Source organism: Rheinheimera gaetbuli, from assembly GCF_054781935.1.
Window position 1 is genome coordinate 635159 of sequence record NZ_BAAGTL010000008.1, and the last position, 16337, is coordinate 651495.

18 protein-coding genes are annotated in these 16337 nt (G+C 48.7%); 15 read left to right on the top strand and 3 right to left on the bottom strand.

Translation table 11 applies throughout. From position 1 onward, the window contains the following. Positions 1-3 precede the first annotated feature (3 nt). The 14 genes from hflK to alr all read left to right on the top strand — a co-directional run bounded on the left by hflK (position 4) and on the right by alr (position 14221). Entirely contained in the window at positions 4-1155 is a 1152-nt protein-coding gene (gene hflK / locus ACYVIC_RS09820; RefSeq protein WP_460859475.1) for an FtsH protease activity modulator HflK, read from the top strand. Positions 1156-1157: 2 nt separating this feature from the next. Beyond that, positions 1158-2039, top strand: coding sequence for a protease modulator HflC (gene hflC, locus ACYVIC_RS09825; protein WP_460859476.1), 882 nt, complete (start codon positions 1158-1160; stop codon positions 2037-2039). Between the two features lie 67 nt (positions 2040-2106). Beyond that, on the top strand, positions 2107-3267 hold the full coding sequence (locus ACYVIC_RS09830; protein WP_460859478.1) for an aminotransferase class V-fold PLP-dependent enzyme: 1161 nt from the start codon (positions 2107-2109) through the stop codon (positions 3265-3267). Between the two features lie 133 nt (positions 3268-3400). Continuing rightward, positions 3401-4699: an adenylosuccinate synthase gene (locus ACYVIC_RS09835; protein ID WP_460859480.1), complete on the top strand. Its 1299-nt coding sequence runs from the start codon at positions 3401-3403 to the stop codon at positions 4697-4699. Between the two features lie 90 nt (positions 4700-4789). Continuing rightward, complete coding sequence (locus ACYVIC_RS09840) at positions 4790-6109, top strand: S41 family peptidase (RefSeq protein WP_460859481.1); 1320 nt, start codon at positions 4790-4792, stop codon at positions 6107-6109. 74 nt (positions 6110-6183) lie between these two features. Next, on the top strand, positions 6184-6807 hold the full coding sequence (locus tag ACYVIC_RS09845; protein ID WP_460859483.1) for a tetratricopeptide repeat protein: 624 nt from the start codon (positions 6184-6186) through the stop codon (positions 6805-6807). A gap of 66 nt (positions 6808-6873) precedes the next feature. Continuing rightward, the gene (gene rnr, locus ACYVIC_RS09850; protein WP_460859484.1) at positions 6874-9216 is read left to right on the top strand and encodes a ribonuclease R; all 2343 of its coding nucleotides are present in this window, start codon (positions 6874-6876) and stop codon (positions 9214-9216) included. A 48-nt stretch (positions 9217-9264) separates the two neighbouring features. Continuing rightward, positions 9265-9996 carry a 23S rRNA (guanosine(2251)-2'-O)-methyltransferase RlmB gene (rlmB, locus tag ACYVIC_RS09855; protein WP_460859485.1) on the top strand — a complete coding sequence of 244 codons (732 nt, stop codon included), beginning with the start codon at positions 9265-9267 and terminating at the stop codon, positions 9994-9996. Between the two features lie 185 nt (positions 9997-10181). Then, positions 10182-10559, top strand: coding sequence for a 30S ribosomal protein S6 (gene rpsF / locus ACYVIC_RS09860; protein WP_205311382.1), 378 nt, complete (start codon positions 10182-10184; stop codon positions 10557-10559). 10 nt (positions 10560-10569) lie between these two features. After that, a complete protein-coding gene (gene priB, locus ACYVIC_RS09865) occupies positions 10570-10875 on the top strand; it encodes a primosomal replication protein N (protein ID WP_460859487.1) in 306 nt (101 codons plus the stop codon). A gap of 11 nt (positions 10876-10886) precedes the next feature. Beyond that, positions 10887-11114, top strand: coding sequence for a 30S ribosomal protein S18 (gene rpsR / locus ACYVIC_RS09870; RefSeq protein ID WP_008218940.1), 228 nt, complete (start codon positions 10887-10889; stop codon positions 11112-11114). A 19-nt stretch (positions 11115-11133) separates the two neighbouring features. After that, positions 11134-11586, top strand: a complete 453-nt coding sequence (rplI, locus tag ACYVIC_RS09875) for a 50S ribosomal protein L9 (protein ID WP_460859489.1) — start codon at positions 11134-11136, stop codon at positions 11584-11586. Between the two features lie 167 nt (positions 11587-11753). After that, a complete protein-coding gene (gene dnaB, locus ACYVIC_RS09880; RefSeq protein ID WP_460859491.1) occupies positions 11754-13136 on the top strand; it encodes a replicative DNA helicase in 1383 nt (460 codons plus the stop codon). Next, positions 13136-14221 (top strand): alanine racemase, encoded by a 1086-nt coding sequence (gene alr, locus ACYVIC_RS09885; protein WP_460859493.1) that lies wholly within the window; start codon positions 13136-13138, stop codon positions 14219-14221. The genes dnaB and alr overlap by 1 nt, the downstream gene beginning before the upstream one ends. Before the next feature lie 73 nt (positions 14222-14294). On the opposite strand, the gene ACYVIC_RS09890 is transcribed toward alr, so the two are convergent. The 3 genes from ACYVIC_RS09890 to ACYVIC_RS09900 all read right to left on the bottom strand — a co-directional run bounded on the left by ACYVIC_RS09890 (position 14295) and on the right by ACYVIC_RS09900 (position 15595). Continuing rightward, complete coding sequence (locus ACYVIC_RS09890) at positions 14295-14759, bottom strand: chemotaxis protein CheX (protein WP_460859496.1); 465 nt, start codon at positions 14757-14759, stop codon at positions 14295-14297. A 102-nt stretch (positions 14760-14861) separates the two neighbouring features. Further along, complete coding sequence (locus ACYVIC_RS09895) at positions 14862-15299, bottom strand: transcriptional repressor (RefSeq protein WP_460859499.1); 438 nt, start codon at positions 15297-15299, stop codon at positions 14862-14864. An 83-nt stretch (positions 15300-15382) separates the two neighbouring features. Further along, complete coding sequence (locus tag ACYVIC_RS09900) at positions 15383-15595, bottom strand: hypothetical protein (RefSeq protein WP_460859500.1); 213 nt, start codon at positions 15593-15595, stop codon at positions 15383-15385. 199 nt (positions 15596-15794) lie between these two features. Here ACYVIC_RS09900 and tadA point away from each other — a divergent pair, with 199 nt between their 5' ends. Continuing rightward, the gene (gene tadA / locus ACYVIC_RS09905) at positions 15795-16280 is read left to right on the top strand and encodes a tRNA adenosine(34) deaminase TadA (protein ID WP_460859502.1); all 486 of its coding nucleotides are present in this window, start codon (positions 15795-15797) and stop codon (positions 16278-16280) included. Positions 16281-16337 lie beyond the last annotated feature (57 nt).

Consider the following 16337-nt stretch of genomic DNA (forward strand, 5'->3'; position numbering starts at 1 on the left):
AGCATGGCTTGGAATGAGCCGGGCAATAACGGCAAAAATAATGATCCCTGGAAACAGGGTGGCCGTGATCAAGGCCCGCCAGATTTAGACGAAGTATTTCGTAACCTGGGCAAAAAGTTTGGTGGTATTTTCGGCGGCGGTAAGTCGTCGGGCGGTAGCAATGGCGGCTCTTCTGCTGCACTGCTGGTGCTGCTGGTTGCGGCGGCACTGGTTTGGGCTATTAGCGGTTTTTACACCATCAAAGAATCTGAGCGTGGTGTTGTATTACGCTTTGGTCAATATCACACCGAGGTTGGCTCTGGTATTCACTGGAAACCAACTTTTATCGATACGGTCGAGCCGGTAGATGTTACCAGCGTGCGTACCTTACGCAGCGATGGTTTTATGTTAACCCAGGACCAAAACCTGGTACGTGTGACCTTTGAAATCCAATATCGGGTATTCAATGCCCGCCAGTATAAGTTCTCAGTGGTTGACGCCGATAACAGCCTTAGCCAGGCAACGGATGCGGCGTTACGCTTTGTTATTGGTCATTCTATTATGGATGACGTATTAACTCGTGGTCGTGAAGTGGTTCGTCAGAATACACGACAAGAGCTAGAAAGCATTATTCAACCTTACAACATGGGTATTGCACTGGTGGATGTGAACTTCCGCGATGCCAGACCGCCAGAGGAAGTGCGTGATGCTTTTGACGATGCTATTAAAGCACAGGAAGATCAGGAGCGTTTTATTCAGGAAGCTCAGGCCTACTCCCGTGAACTGGAACCGCGTGCGCGTGGTCAGGTTAACCGCGTGATGCAAGAAGCAGAAGCTTACAAGCAACAAACGCTATTAAAAGCGCAGGGTGAAGTGGCCCGGTTTGAAAAGCTGTTGCCTGAATATCTGGCTGCACCGAAAGTAACGCGTGATCGCATGTATCTGGAAACGATGGAACAGGTATACAGCAACACCTCTAAGGTATTGGTCGATGTTAAAAATGGAAATAATATTATGTATTTACCATTGGATAAAATGCTAGGTTCAGGTGCATCGAGCACAAGTTCAAGCAACATTCCACTGATGCCATCACGCAGCAGTACCGATAGCAGCAGCCAGAGCCGTAATTCTGATACCACACGCAATACGTCAGTGCGCAGTGGCGGCAGGGGGTAACCATGAAAAACTTTACTATTATCACCCTTATTGTAGTGGCACTGATTTTTGTCTCTGCGCTGTTTGTTGTGCCTGAAGGGCAGCGTGGCATAGTTATTCAGTTTGGTAAAATTCAACGTGACGCCGAACAAAATGTCGTTGTGTACGAGCCAGGTTTGCATTTCAAACTGCCAATGATTGAGACAGTACGTAAACTGGATGCCAGGGTTCAAACTCTGGATGATGCACAAGACCGTTTTGTTACTGCAGAGAAAAAAGACTTGCTGGTAGATAGCTATGTTAAATGGCGTATCAAAGACTTTGGTGCTTATTTCCTTGCTACCGGCGGTAACACCGCTCAGGCAGAAGTGTTGCTAAAGCAGTATATTAACAACGGCTTGCGTACTGAGTTTGGTACGCGCACTATTCCAGAGATCGTCTCTGGTGAGCGCACACAGTTGATGCAAAGTGCATTACAACAAGCTGGCGAAGCGTCAAAAGAGCTGGGTATTGAAGTGGTGGATGTGCGGGTTAAACAAATTAACCTGCCGCAGGAAATCAGTAGCTCAATTTTCGCCCGGATGGAAGCTGAGCGTCAAGCTGTAGCGCGTGAGCATCGCTCACGCGGTATGGAAGAAGCTGAAATTATCCGTGCCGATGTAGATGCCCGTGTAACTGTAATGCTTGCCGATGCTGAGCGTAATTCACGAACGGTACGCGGTGAAGGTGATGCACAAGCTGCGAAGGTGTATGCGGATGTGTATAACAAAAACGCGGAGTTTTATTCCTTTATCCGCAGTTTGGATGCGTACCGTAATAGCTTTAAAAACAAAGACGATATTATAGTTATTCAGCCAGACAATGACTTCTTTAAATACATGAAGTCAGACAAAGTACAAAACTAAATTTTGTTACTGAAAAAAGGCCCGCGAGGGCCTTTTTTGTCTGTAACAGATGCCTAACGGGGGAGCTATGTACCAGCAGTTTTATCAGCGCTTTTTGACGGCGAACAAAGGCAAGCAACATTTTGCTTGTCATTCTCATCACTATTGGCCCGATGTAAGCCGCGATGCCATGTTAGAGTATTGGGATGACAGTGCCCGCCTGGTGGATGATAAATGGCGTTATATCTTCGGCGAAAAAGTACCGCAGACGCAGCAGTTAATTGCCGATATATTGCAGCTACCACAACCTGAGCAACTAGTGTTTGCACCCAATACCCATGAATTGGTTATGCGCTTACTTAGCTGTTTTGATTTGCGTCAGCCATTACGCATTTTAACCACCGACAGTGAGTTTCATAGCTTTAGCCGTCAGGTTAAGCGGCTGGCAGAATATGACAACGTGCAGCTGGATATTATCCCAACCGAGCCATTTGACAGCTTTGAGCAGCGCTTTGCGCAAGCAGCGTCGCAGCACGATTACCAGCTTATTTTTTGTAGCCAGGTATTTTTCAATTCTGGTTTTGCAATCAGCGATCTAACTACCTTTGTTAGCCAATTGAGCGCAGTGTCTGAAGCGATGATAGCTATCGATGGGTATCATGGTTTTATGGCGATACCAACCGATTTGTCCGCAATTGCCGAGCGTATATTTTACCTGTCTGGCAGTTATAAGTATGCCGGCGGTGGTGAAGGCTGTTGTTTTATGGCGGTACCGCTGGGTAGCCTTGAGCGGCCATTGTATACCGGTTGGTTTGCCGAGTTTGGTACTTTGGCTGCTGAGAAATCTGCGACGGTATTGTACAGTGAAGACGGTTATCGTTTTGCCGGCGCGACGATGGACTTTTCTGCGCTGTACCGCTTAAATGCGGTGCTGCGTTTATTTAAACAGCAGGGTATCAGTGTTGGCCGTATCCATCAGTATGTGCAAAAACTACAACAGGTTTTTCTGCAAAAGCTCAATGCGCTACATCACCCGCGTCTGCACAGTGGCAACCTACTGGCGCAAGATCTGACACAGCACGGTCACTTTTTTACTTTCCGTTTTGGTACCCCCGCAGAAGTCGCCGAGTTAGCCGCTCAGCTAAAACGTGGCGGCATTGAAACTGACTATCGTGGTGACCGGCTGCGCTTTGGCTTCGCGTTGTACCATAACAGCGCAGAATATGATCTAAGTTGTCTGGTAAAATGAAAACCTAAGCTGTTGATTAAAAAGGATTGATTAAGCCGCAGTGAAAAATGCGGCTTTTTTTCGTCCAGACGGCTGAAACTTAGCTGGCTATTTGGTAGAATCCACGCCTAATTTTTTCCATGATGTGGGAACCATGGCCAAAAACGTCGTAGTGCTCGGCACCCAATGGGGTGACGAAGGTAAAGGTAAGATCGTCGATTTACTAACTGATAAAGCAAGTTTTGTGGTGCGCTATCAAGGCGGCCATAATGCTGGCCATACTTTGGTTATTGACGGTGAGAAAACCGTATTACATTTAATTCCATCTGGTATTTTGCGTGCTAACGTAAAATGCGTGATTGGTAATGGTGTAGTGTTATCGCCTGAAGCGTTCTTAAAGGAAATGACCATGCTTGAGCAGCGTGGTGTGCCGGTTAAAGAGCGTTTGTTGCTGTCAGAAGCCTGTCCGTTAATTTTGCCTTTCCATGTAGAACTGGATAAAGCCCGTGAGCTGGCGCGTGGTGACAAGCCTATCGGCACCACAGGTCGTGGTATAGGCCCGGCTTATGAAGACAAGGTGGCACGCCGCGGTTTACGGGTGGGTGATTTGTTTAACCCAGAGTTATTCGCTGAAAAGCTGAAAACCGTGATGGAGTTACACAACTTTACCCTGACTCAATATTACAAGGTTCCTGCGGTGGATTACCAAACCACGCTGGATAACGCCTTAGCTATTGCCAAGATTTTACAGCCGCTGGTGGTAGATGTAACGGATTTGCTTGATCGTGCGCGTAAAGCCGGTCAGGAAATCATGTTTGAAGGTGCCCAGGGCACCTTACTGGACATCGATCACGGTACTTACCCGTACGTAACATCATCTAACACGACAGCAGGTGGTGTGGCGACAGGTGCTGGTTTTGGCCCGCGGTATATTGATTACGTGCTGGGCATTGTCAAAGCTTATACCACCCGCGTGGGTTCTGGCCCGTTTCCTACTGAACTGGACTGCGCCGTTGGTGAACATTTAGGCGTTAAAGGCCATGAGTTTGGCGCCACTACTGGCCGTAAGCGGCGTTGTGGCTGGTTCGATGCGGTAGCAGTAAAACGTGCTGTGCAATTAAACAGTATTTCTGGCTTTTGTTTAACCAAGCTGGATGTATTGGACGGCCTGGACAGCATCAACATCTGTATTGGCTATAAAGACGCCGCCGGTAATATCTCTGAGGTGCCGCCATTGGCAGCAGAAGGTTTTGAACTGGTCACGCCAGTATACGAAGAAATGCCGGGTTGGCAAGACAGTACTTTTGGCGTGCAGCAAATAGAGCGGTTGCCGCAAGCTGCTCGTAATTATATCAGCCGGTTAGAACAGTTGACCGGTGTACCGGTTGACATCGTTTCTACTGGTCCTGATCGGGTGCAAACAATCGTATTGCGGCATCCATTTGCCAGCTAACATCTGATTGTTTAGCTCAAACGTATATAAAACGCTGCCCCGGCAGCGTTTTTGTTTTATGCTGATTAAAAAGTAAGCGGAGCATAAGTTATGCGTACGATAGTGTTGTGTTCGGTTTTATTGCTTACTGCCTGTGGTGGCGGTGGCAGCAGTGATACTAACAGTGATACCGGCAGCGTAGATATCTGCCAACGTACCGATATTAATTCGCAGGTGTATTGTGCGATGCAACAAGACTACCTGTGGTATCGCGATATGCCCTCGGGTATTGATCCTGGCAGTTATAGCTCGCCTGCAGCGTTAATTCAGGCGGTAGCCGCGCCGCAAGACCGCTACAGCTTTATCCTGACCCGGCAGGAGTATGAAGACCGCTTTATCAATGCGACTTTTTTTGGCTATGGTTTCTCCAGCGTGCGGGCAGACAATAACAGTGCACTGCAAATCGCCTATGTTTATGATGATGGTTCCGCGGCTCAAAACGGCTTACGCCGCGGTGACAAAATTATCGAAATTGAAGGCATCAGCGTAACAGAATGGCTAAGGCGGCTTGATGCAGGTACCGCCAGCAATGATGATATTTATGGTCCAAACCAAGCTGGCGTAGTACGTAGCTTTGTCTGGCGTAAACCGGATGGCACGCAGTTAACCTCAGACTTTATTAAAGCAGCAGTGACGACCAATACCGTACTGCATAGCTCTGTCAGCAGCCACGGCACAAAGCGCGTTGGCTATCTGGTGTTTAACAGCTTTATTGACTTGTCTGAAGCGGAACTGGAAAACGCTTTTGCAGACTTTGCTACGCAGGGCATTGACGAGCTGGTGCTGGATCTACGCTATAACGGTGGTGGTTTAATCCGCGTTGCCAACCAGCTTAGTACTCAGGTAGCTCGCGACAACGTGTTGGGCCGGGCTTTTGTTAAATATCAATTTAACGATAAAAACAGTGGCAAAAACAGTACGACCTTATTTTCAGCCGGTGCTGGCAGCACGGTATTAAATTTAGATCGCTTGTTTGTGCTGACAACGGCTGGCAGCTGTTCCTCCAGTGAATTAGTCATTAACTCGCTGTCACCTTTTATCGACGTGGTGCAAATAGGCAGTACCACTTGCGGCAAACCGGTTGGCCAGCAACCAGCACCTATTGGTAACTATGTGCTATTTGCTATTAATTTTCAGACAGTTAATGCACTAGACCAAGGCGCCTATTTTGACGGCTTGCAACCTAACTGCCCGGTTGGTGACGCTATTACCGGCGACTGGGGGGTAGCTGATGATCCGTTATATGCACAAGCCATTAGCTATATTGCCAATGGCAGTTGCAGTGATGTTGCTGTCAGCAGCGCTACAATCAACACTAGAGTTGTCAAACCGCGGCTGGTTGCACCCTGGGTGCTAAACAATGAGCAATAACAGGCGCGAAATTTGCTTTAAAAAAGCAAGTAGCGGCCGATAAGGCTTAAAGTGACAATTTTCAGGCGCATAAAATGACTAAAAAATGTTGGGTCCTGGCGGCATGTTTACTGTTGCCAGCGGCCGCACAGTTACAGGCACAGGAACTGGAGGCGGTGCAGCTGTACACCCAGGACGAACTGTTGGCATTAATCCAAACCAATAGTCATCTGAAACGGGTGCGTGATGACGACTGCCAACTGGTGCGTGATATTGACGCCCGCGCCGATATTATGCAGCTGCCGGCTTATCAGTTTTTATACGGTGACATGCTGGCCTATGCAGTGTGTGTACCGCGTAACATTGAACGTGGCTGGGATTTAATGCTGCAAGCCGCTGCGCAGGGCTTGCCGGAGGGTTTGGAGCAAGTAGGTCGTTATTATCATATTGGCCGCTTTGTGCAGCCCGATATCGACAAAGCCATAGTATATCTGCGTGAGGCCTCGGCACTGGGTAACTTAAAAGCGCAATTGCGCTTAGCGCAAATTTTGGTTGACGGCCACGGCAGCCCGGTCGACTTTGAACAAAGCTATCGCTGGTTACACTATGCCATTACAGCTGATAGCGCTACCCATAAACAAATACAGCAGCTACTTAGCCAGTTAGCACAAAAAATGCCGGCACGCGTAGTGGCGAATGCCAAACGGCCGGTCAAATGAAGTTCATACGCATTTGTCGGTTTAGCTGTTACACTTAACACAATTTAGGACACAAAAGATAACTTAATGACGGTAAATGATCCGCATCTTGCGCGTGAGCAGGAAAAATATGATAACCCTATCCCCAGCCGTGAATTTATTCTCGAACACATCGAAAAACGCCAAAGCCCCGCTTATTTTGAAGAATTAGTTGCCGAGCTGGGTTTAACCGATGACGATACCATTTTTGCATTGAAAAAACGTTTGCGCGCCATGGAGCGTGACGGCCAGTTAATTTACACCAAAAACCGACGCTATGGCCTGGTCGATAATATGGACCTGGTAAAAGGTACGGTATTGGGCCACCGTGAAGGTTTCGGCTTTTTAAAGCTTGAGCAGGGCGGGCCGGACTGGTTTATTCCCAATTTTGAAATGCAGCGCTTGCTGCACGGCGACATCGTGTTGGCCACTGCGCAAAGCGTAAACAGCAAAGATAAAATTGAAGCCCGCGTAGTGCGTGTGTTAGAGCCGCGTAGCGAGCCGATAGTAGGTCGCTATTACAAAGATTTCGCTTTAGGTGTAGTAGTACCGGACGACCCGCGCATCACTCAGGATATAGTGATCCCCGACGGTGAGCAGGGCGAAGCCCGGCACGGTCAGGTGGTGTTGGTGGAGATAACCCAGCGGCCATCCAAGCGCGTTAACGGTATAGGCAAAGTAACGGAAGTCCTGGGCGAACATATGGCGCCGGGCATGGAAATTGAAATTGCCATTCGTAACCATCAAATACCGCATGTATTCTCTGATGCCGTGCTAAAGCAAGTGGCTAAATACGGCGAAGAAGTGCCGGCAGAAGCCAAACAAGGCCGTGTTGATTTAACCCAATTGGGCTTAATTACCATTGATGGTGAAGACGCGCGCGACTTTGATGATGCGGTGTATGCTGAAGCTAAAGACAACGGCGGCTGGCGCTTATGGGTGGCTATTGCCGATGTCAGCGCTTATGTGTTGCCATATACTGTGTTAGATAACACCGCGATAGAACGCGGTAACTCGGTGTATTTCCCCGACCATGTAGTACCGATGCTACCCGAGGCGTTATCTAACGGCCTGTGTTCGCTTAACCCGCATACCGACCGCTTATGTTTAGTGGCTGATATGCATATCAGTGCCAGCGGTAAGCTGGACAGTTACCAGTTTTATGAAGCGGTAATGCACTCCAGCGCGCGCTTAACCTATAACAAGGTGCATAAGATACTGCAGGGCGATCCGGAATTGCGCCAGCAATACGCGGCGAATTTAACCAATATCGAAACCCTGAATAGCCTGTATAAGAAGCTGGCCAAAGTACGCGGCCAGCGCGGTGCTATAGAGTTCGAAACGGTAGAAACCCGCTTTGTGTTTAACAGCCACCGTAAAATTGAGCAAATTGTGCCGGTGCACCGCGTTGAGTCGCATAAGATTATTGAAGAGTGCATGATCATGGCCAATGTGGCGGCTGCACGCTTTATTGAAAAGCACGAAGCCCATACGTTGTTTCGCGTACACGAGCGCCCCGATGCCGACCGCTTTGATAACTTCCGCCGCTTTTTAGCTGAGCTGGGTATCGAAGCGAATTTATCGGCTGAGCCAACCCCGCTGGAGCTGACGCAAACGCTGGAAAAAATTGGCGACAGGCCGGATCGTGAGCTTATTGAAACCACTATGCTGCGCTCGATGAAGCAGGCGGTATATCAGGGCGATAACCAAGGGCACTTTGGTTTGGCGCTGGAGGCTTATGCGCACTTTACTTCGCCAATCCGCCGTTACCCGGATTTAGTGCTGCACCGTGGCATTAAAGCCTTACTGGCCAAGCAAGGCCAGAAAGTCACCGGCGCGCGCGAATACACCGAAGCTGAAATTACACCACTGGGTGAGCAGTGCTCAATGACAGAGCGCCGTGCTGATGATGCCACCCGCGAAGTAGCCGACTGGCTTAAATGCGAATATATGCAGGACCATTTAGGCGCTGAATTTGACGGTGTAGTGTCTACTGTTACCAGCTTTGGCCTGTTTGTACGCTTAACCGAGCTGTATATCGAAGGCCTGGTGCATGTCACCTCGTTGCAAAACGACTATTACCATTTTGATGCCGAGCGCCATACGTTAAGTGGCGAACATGGCAAAGTCACTTATCGTATGGGTGATTTGCTAAAAGTGAAGGTGGCAGCGGTTAACCTGGAAGCGCGTAAAATTGATTTAGTCTTAGTAGGCGAGCCAAGACGGATTGTCAGCAAAGAGCAAATCAAAGCGTCGAAGCAAGGTGCAGCCAAAGGCGGTAAACGTGCGACCGGTAAAGCCGCAAGCACACCGGCCAAAGCTGGCGAAGCCAAGCCTAAAGGCGCGCGTAATATTACCGCGCGTAAAAAGCCACGGCGTAAGGCGAAGTAATAAGGTAAACTGCCGGCCTTTTTTACGTGTCGGCATTAAGGGTTAACAATGAACGCAGATCTGGTCTTTGGTATTCATGCGGTAGGCGCATTACTGCAACGTGCACCGCAGGATGTGCTGGAGTTGTTTGTGATGAAAGATCGCGACGACAAGCGCATGCAGCCGTTAATTCAGGAAGCGCGGCAAAACGGCGTATCAGTGCAGTTTTGTAACCGCAAAACCCTGGACGATATGGTCGGCGGCCAGCATCAGGGCATTATTGCCAAGGCCCGGTTGCAAAGCAGCGGCAGCGAAGCCGATTTAGCCGCCATAGTTGCGCAGCATGATAAACCCTTTATTTTGGTTCTTGATGGCGTAACCGATCCGCATAACCTGGGCGCCATTTTACGCAGTGCCGATGCCGCCGGTGTGCATGCTGTGGTATCGCCGAAAGACCGTTCAGTAAAGCTTACCTCAGTAGTGCGTAAAGTTGCCTGTGGCGCCGCCGAGAGCGTGCCTTTTATTACCATAACCAACTTAGCTCGCACCTTACGCGAATTGCAGGATGCTGGTGTGTGGGTGGTGGGTACTGCCGGTGAAACTGAAACGACGATTTACCAGGCTGATCTTAAAGGCCCGTTGGCGATAGTGTTGGGTGCTGAAGGTGAAGGCCTGCGCCGCTTAACCCGCGAAACCTGTGACAGCCTGGTAAAAATTCCGATGTTTGGCAGTGTGTCCAGCCTTAACGTATCGGTTGCCGCCGGTATCTGCTTATTCGAAGCCGTGCGCCAACGTAGTTAATGACATATTTTCAAGGGGTCAGAACACTTGAAGTTTTCAAGAGCTCTGCCCCTTTGAAATATCTGCTTGTTATTTGCCCGCTGAGTCCGTAAAATACGCGACCTTCGGCCATACACTAACGTTCCTTGCCTCCATGAGAACCCCGGCCGAGTTCCCCCGAGGCTTACTAACCGTAAGGAGCTACAATGCGTCATTACGAAATCGTTTTTATGGTTCACCCTGATCAGAGTGAACAAGTACCTGGCATGATTGAGCGTTACACTGGCGCAATCAAAGAAGCGGGTGGTTCTATTCACCGTCTGGAAGACTGGGGCCGTCGTCAACTGGCTTACCCAATCCAGAAGTTGCATAAAGCTCACTATGTTCTAATGAACGTAGAAGCACCACAAACTGTGATTGATGAGCTGGAAACTAACTTCCGCTATAACGACGCAGTATTACGTAACCTGATTATGCGCACCGATGGTGCCGTAGTTGAGCCATCACCAATGGCTAAAGTACGTGATGAACGTCGTGAACGTGCTCCTCGTGAACATGAAGAGCAAGTAGCAAACGAAGAGTAAGTTGTTGTTAATGGACAATAGCACCGTACTGGTTGGCAGTATCTGCCGTCAACCGGAGCACAGCGAAAGTCCTGCGGGCATACCGCATACGGTTCTGGTGTTAGAACACCGCAGTAATCAGATTGAAGCTGGTTTAAACCGCCAAGCTTATGTCAGGATACAGGTAGTACTTACCGGAGCCGCACTAACACAGCATACCCGACAGTTAACGTTGGGCAACATGGTAAAGGTGACAGGTTTTTTAAACCGCCACCAAAGCCGCAGCGGACAAGCAAAGCTTGTGCTGCATGCGCAACAAATTGAACATATAAGTTAGGAGACAGGCAAATGTCACGTTTTTTCCGTCGCCGTAAATTCTGCCGTTTTTCTGCAGAAGGCACTGTAGAGATTGATTACAAAGATACCGCTGTTCTGAAAAACTACGTTACAGAAAGCGGTAAGATCGTACCTAGCCGTATTACTGGTACCAGCGCTAAGTATCAGCGCCAACTGGCTCGTGCTATCAAGCGCGCACGCTACCTGGCTCTGTTACCGTACAGCGACTCACACAGTTAATACAGAAGGGGTATAAGTAATGCAAATTATTCTGTTAGACAAAGTCGCTAACCTTGGTGGTTTAGGTGACAATGTAGCTGTTAAGTCTGGCTATGCACGTAACTTCTTATTCCCACAGGGTAAAGCAGTTCCTGCTACCAAGGCTAACATCGAGAAATTCGAAGCCCGTCGCGCTGAATTAGAAGCTAAATTAGCTGCTGATTTAACTGCTGCAAACGACCGTGCTGCTAAACTTGCTGCGCTGGGTGAAGTGACTATCGCTTCTAAAGCCGGTGACGAAGGCAAACTGTTTGGTTCAGTTGGCACCCGTGATATCGCTGATGCGATCACTGAAGCCGGCGTTAAAGTATCTAAAGCAGAAGTTAAACTGCCTACAGGTACTTTACGTGAAACTGGTGAGTTCGATATCGACGTTCAGTTACACGCTGAAGTTACTGCAACTGTAAAAGTTGTGGTAATCGCAGAAGCTTGATAAGCTTTAAAGCGCACTGTATCTGCAGTGCGCTTTTCCCTTCGTTTCTCCCTCTGTTGTTTACCCGGTTCGTTTAGTTAAACCGATAAAAATATCTGACACTTCGCTTTGTGATCTGCCTTAGGCAGGTTAGCATTATGTTGTTTTCGCCAACTGAAACAGGTGTTATGAGTAGTATCAAAGACAAGCAGGTTGCTGCGGTTAAAATGCCGCCCCACTCGATAGAAGCAGAGCAGTCCGTCCTCGGCGGCTTAATGCTGGATAATGACGCCTGGGATCGGGTGGCTGAAAAAGTGGTCGAGCAGGATTTTTACCTGCGCGCGCACCGCTTTATATTCGCTGCTATGTCGCGTTTAGCTGAAGCCACCCAGCCGATTGATATTATTACCGTATCGGAAAATTTAGAAGCCAACTTGCAACTGGACGATGTCGGCGGTTTTGCCTATTTGGGCGAAATTGCCAAGAACACGCCCAGTGCGGCGAACATTCTGGCCTATGCAGAAATTGTGCGTGAGCGCGCTGTGGTGCGCGATATGATTTCTGTGGCGCACGACATTGCCGATGCCGGTTACGACACTCAGGGCCGCACCTCAGCCGAGCTGTTAGACTTTGCCGAAACCAAAGTCTTTAAAATTGCCGAACAGCGTACCAACGCCAATGAAGGCCCGGAGCCGATTAACAGTATCCTGGCCAAAACCATTGAAAAAATTGATGAGCTGTTCCGCTCGCCGTATGACGGTGTTACCGGCGTCTCTACCGGCTATGTCGATTTAGATAAAATGACCAACGGTATGCAGCCGTCAGACTTAATTATCGTTGCAGCCCGTCCTTCTATGGGTAAAACCACCTTCGCGATGAACTTGTGTGAACATGCCGCCATCACCTCAGATAAGCCGGTGCTTATTTTCAGCTTAGAGATGCCATCCGAACAAATTATGATGCGTATGTTGGCATCCTTAGGCCGCATTGACCAAACCAAGGTCCGTACCGGCCAGTTGGAAGATGAAGACTGGGCACGGCTATCCTCGGCTATTGAGCTGTTGAACACCAAAGGCAAAATGTATATCGATGATGGCTCGGGCTTAACGCCAACCGAAGTGCGCTCACGAGCGCGGCGCGTAGCGCGCGAGCATGGCGGTTTAAGCATGATCATGGTCGATTACTTACAGTTAATGACAGTGCCAGGCATGAGTGATAACCGCACGCTGGAAATTGCCGAAATTTCGCGCTCGTTAAAAGCATTGGCGAAAGAGCTAAAAGTACCGGTAGTGGCACTGTCGCAGCTAAACCGTTCATTGGAGCAACGCGCCGATAAACGGCCGGTGAACTCCGACTTACGCGAGTCCGGCTCTATAGAGCAGGATGCCGACTTAATTATGTTTATCTACCGCGACGAAGTGTACAACGATGACAGCCCGGATAAAGGCACGGCAGAAGTAATTATTGGTAAGCAGCGGAACGGCCCGATTGGCCGCGTGCGCTTAACCTTCCATGGCCGTTACTCGCGCTTTGATAACTACGCCGGTAGCGCGCGGTTCGAGGACGATTAATGTTAAGCCGCCGGCCGCAAGCCACCATAAATTTAGCCGCGCTTGAGCATAACTTTGCCCGCGTAAAGCAACTGGCGCCAGACAGTAAAGTACTGGCGGTGTTAAAAGCCAATGCCTATGGCCATGGCATGCTGAAGGTTGCGCAAGCACTAAAACATGCCGATGCGTTGGGCGTAGCGCGGCTGGATGAAGCTTTAGCACTGCGCGCTGGTGGCATTGCCCGGCCGATAGTGCTGTTGGAAGGTTTTTTTCATGCTGACGAGTTGGCACAAATTGTTGCTTCTAACCTGCAACTGGTTATACACCATCGCGATCAGGCCGAAGCCTTGCTGGCGGCGCAACTGGATGCTCCGGTGCGGGTGTGGTTAAAAATTGATACCGGCATGCATCGCCTCGGTATTTACCCACGCGAATTTAACCAGTTGTATCAGCGTTTACGCCAAAGTGCCAATGTACAAGGGCCGCTTAGGTTAATGAGTCATTTTGCCAGCTCAGACGAATTGGATAAACCGGCTACGGCGCAGCAATTGGCGTTATTTAGTCAGATCATTAAAGATTGTGAGGGTGAGCATTCTCTTGCCAATTCGGCTGCGGTATTAAACTGGCCGCAAAGCCGTGGCGATTGGGTGCGGCCTGGGTTAATGCTGTATGGCGTATCGCCAATGGCAGATAGTCTTGGCGCAGAGCACGGCCTTAAACCGGTAATGACACTTAGCAGTAGTGTTATTGCGGTGCGTGAGGTAAACGCCGGTGATGCGGTGGGCTATGGCGGTAGTTGGATAGCGGCACATAATAGCCGTTTAGCCGTGGTAGCAATGGGCTACGGTGACGGCTATCCGCGCGGTGCTGGCAATAATGCTGATGTACTGATCAACGGCAAGCGTTTACCCATCGTCGGTAGAGTATCAATGGATATGATAAGTGTAGATATTGGCAATGAGCCAGTAGCTGTAGGTGACAAAGTAATACTGTGGGGGGCTGATTTACCGGTAGAAAACCTGGCACGCTGTATTGATACCATCCCTTACGAGCTATTGTGCAATATCACCAGCCGGGTGCAATTCTGTTATACCTGTGGTGCCTAACGCTATCTCTAATATGATTAGCACAAGCGACGACGCCAGCGAATGCTGGCGTTGTCTACAAAAAGAGGGCTGATTATTTATCAAAGCTGACTTCGATATGGACTTTGCCAAAGTCGGAGTCAAATGGCATTAAAATTTTTGCGCCTTCAGATTTATGCGAAATTGTGTGGTTTTTACCAGACACCACCACCGGTGTTGCCATGGTAAAATCATAGCCTTTCTCGCCCAGAATACGCTTGGCACCACCTGTAACCATGTTGGTGATTTCACCGACCATATCGGTAACATCAGCGGTAATACCCTTGGGCCGCTCACCAAGCATGCGAAACATAATTTCTACTGCTAAAGATTCTTCAAAGGTAATAGAAAATGAGCCATTGGTCTGTGGGCTTACCATGCCAATTAAGCCAGACACGTCGCCGCGGGCAACTTCATCTTTTTTAATACGTGGCTGGCCAGGCACGATAGTGGTATTGGCCATGGTGCTAAGTACATTCACCAAAGAAGAAAGAAACGGATTTATAAATTCAACATTCATGTTAATGCCTATAAAAATACGGATATCAATGGCCAAGCCGATATAAGCTTAGAAAGCTTTTTGTTAATACACAAGCCAGCTTGTTGATCCAACTAGTTTTTATTATTGCAGTTTGCAGTTTTTACACAAACCGTGCGCTTCAATGGTTTGGTGTTGAATAGTGAAGCCTTGTAATACAGCCTGACGATTAAATTCGTCATGCAAAATATGCGCATGTAGTTCCGTTACGTCACCGCATTGGTCGCAGATCAGTAACTGTGCCGGGTGATGATGGCCAAAATGATGACATAGCAAAAAGGCATTGCTTGATTCAATTTTGTGAATAAAGCCTTGCTCAGTAAGGAACTCCAGTGCCCGGTATACTGTGGCGGGCTTGGCACCCGGTTCGGTTTGTTTTAATTGTTCCAGCAATTCATAAGCGCCAATACCGCCATTCAGATCGGCAAGCAAACGGAATACTTTCTCCCGGATAGCAGTAAAGCGGGCGCCATTTTGTTCGCATATGATACGGGCACGGTTAACCAGAGTTTCCGTCGACATTATCAGCTCCTGTCAGCAGTTGCTGGCAGTGTAACATATCAGTGATTAACTGCCACGCTGTCGCCAACGTAAAACGATAAGGATTATAAACGGTTGATCTGATCTTTAAGCTGATACGACTTGTCGGTAACAATGCTTTCCAGCGTGGCAATGCGTTGTTTCAGTTTTTCCTGCTCTGCTTTAAGTTGATCCAACTCTGCACTTCCGGCTTTGCCTTTGTTGTCGTTATACACTTTAAAAGCCGATAATCCGATGCCGCCTATGATGGCCAGCGCTGCTATTTCAAATGGTCCCATGCTGTGCTCCTGTGCTTTTTTATAATAGTTGATCGGCATTGTCAGCAAATCGAATGCCAATTATTAATGTTTATATATATCAGTTTGATATGTCAGTTTCATAGTTAATGGCAATGGCAGGAAGACAAAATTTTAGCCATTTACGTCAGAATATAGTGGTAAACTTCGCCATTATTCTAGCAATTAATTGTAAGCCATTATGACAGATGAAAACTGGATGCTGCAGGCAATTGCGCTGGCGGCCAAAGCAGAACAGCAGGGTGAGGTGCCGGTTGGCGCGTTGGTGGTAAAAGACGGCCAGATTGTCGGTGAGGGCTGGAACCAAATGATTAGCCTGAATGACCCTTCGGCGCATGCTGAAATGCAAGCTATACGCGCAGCTGCAGTCAGATTAGGCAATTATAGACTGCCAGATTGCACCTTGTACGTTACCTTAGAGCCTTGCAGTATGTGTGCAGGTGTTATGGTGCATAGCCGGATACGACGTTTAGTATTTGGTGCCGCCGACGCAAAAACAGGCGCGGCGGGCTCAGTGTTAAATTTAACCCAGCATCATAATTTTAATCATCAGTTAGAGGTGTCGGGCGGGGTGTTGGCAGAACAATGTGCAGCGCAGCTATCTGGTTTTTTCCAGCGCCGGCGCGCTGAGCATAAAGCGCTTAAGCGCTCTGCTCTGGCAAATTAAAAAAGCCAAGATAATGACGTCGGCGTTGGTGCAGTTTAGTGACTGCCATATTACGCT

Bases quoted from the DNA above. Each gene is read 5' to 3' on its own strand.
- ACYVIC_RS09890 (WP_460859496.1), bottom strand. From the start codon at position 14,759: ATGAATGTTGAATTTATAAATCCGTTTCTTTCTTCTTTGGTGAATGTA.
- rplI (WP_460859489.1), top strand. From the start codon at position 11,134: ATGCAAATTATTCTGTTAGACAAAGTCGCTAACCTTGGTGGTTTAGGT.
- tadA (WP_460859502.1), top strand. From the start codon at position 15,795: ATGACAGATGAAAACTGGATGCTGCAGGCAATTGCGCTGGCGGCCAAA.
- hflC (WP_460859476.1), top strand. From the start codon at position 1,158: ATGAAAAACTTTACTATTATCACCCTTATTGTAGTGGCACTGATTTTT.
- rpsF (WP_205311382.1), top strand. From the start codon at position 10,182: ATGCGTCATTACGAAATCGTTTTTATGGTTCACCCTGATCAGAGTGAA.
- ACYVIC_RS09830 (WP_460859478.1), top strand. From the start codon at position 2,107: ATGTACCAGCAGTTTTATCAGCGCTTTTTGACGGCGAACAAAGGCAAG.
- ACYVIC_RS09840 (WP_460859481.1), top strand. From the start codon at position 4,790: ATGCGTACGATAGTGTTGTGTTCGGTTTTATTGCTTACTGCCTGTGGT.
- hflK (WP_460859475.1), top strand. From the start codon at position 4: ATGGCTTGGAATGAGCCGGGCAATAACGGCAAAAATAATGATCCCTGG.
- ACYVIC_RS09900 (WP_460859500.1), bottom strand. From the start codon at position 15,595: ATGGGACCATTTGAAATAGCAGCGCTGGCCATCATAGGCGGCATCGGA.
- ACYVIC_RS09895 (WP_460859499.1), bottom strand. From the start codon at position 15,299: ATGTCGACGGAAACTCTGGTTAACCGTGCCCGTATCATATGCGAACAA.
- ACYVIC_RS09835 (WP_460859480.1), top strand. From the start codon at position 3,401: ATGGCCAAAAACGTCGTAGTGCTCGGCACCCAATGGGGTGACGAAGGT.
- priB (WP_460859487.1), top strand. From the start codon at position 10,570: ATGGACAATAGCACCGTACTGGTTGGCAGTATCTGCCGTCAACCGGAG.
- ACYVIC_RS09845 (WP_460859483.1), top strand. From the start codon at position 6,184: ATGACTAAAAAATGTTGGGTCCTGGCGGCATGTTTACTGTTGCCAGCG.
- dnaB (WP_460859491.1), top strand. From the start codon at position 11,754: ATGAGTAGTATCAAAGACAAGCAGGTTGCTGCGGTTAAAATGCCGCCC.
- alr (WP_460859493.1), top strand. From the start codon at position 13,136: ATGTTAAGCCGCCGGCCGCAAGCCACCATAAATTTAGCCGCGCTTGAG.
- rpsR (WP_008218940.1), top strand. From the start codon at position 10,887: ATGTCACGTTTTTTCCGTCGCCGTAAATTCTGCCGTTTTTCTGCAGAA.
- rlmB (WP_460859485.1), top strand. From the start codon at position 9,265: ATGAACGCAGATCTGGTCTTTGGTATTCATGCGGTAGGCGCATTACTG.
- rnr (WP_460859484.1), top strand. From the start codon at position 6,874: ATGACGGTAAATGATCCGCATCTTGCGCGTGAGCAGGAAAAATATGAT.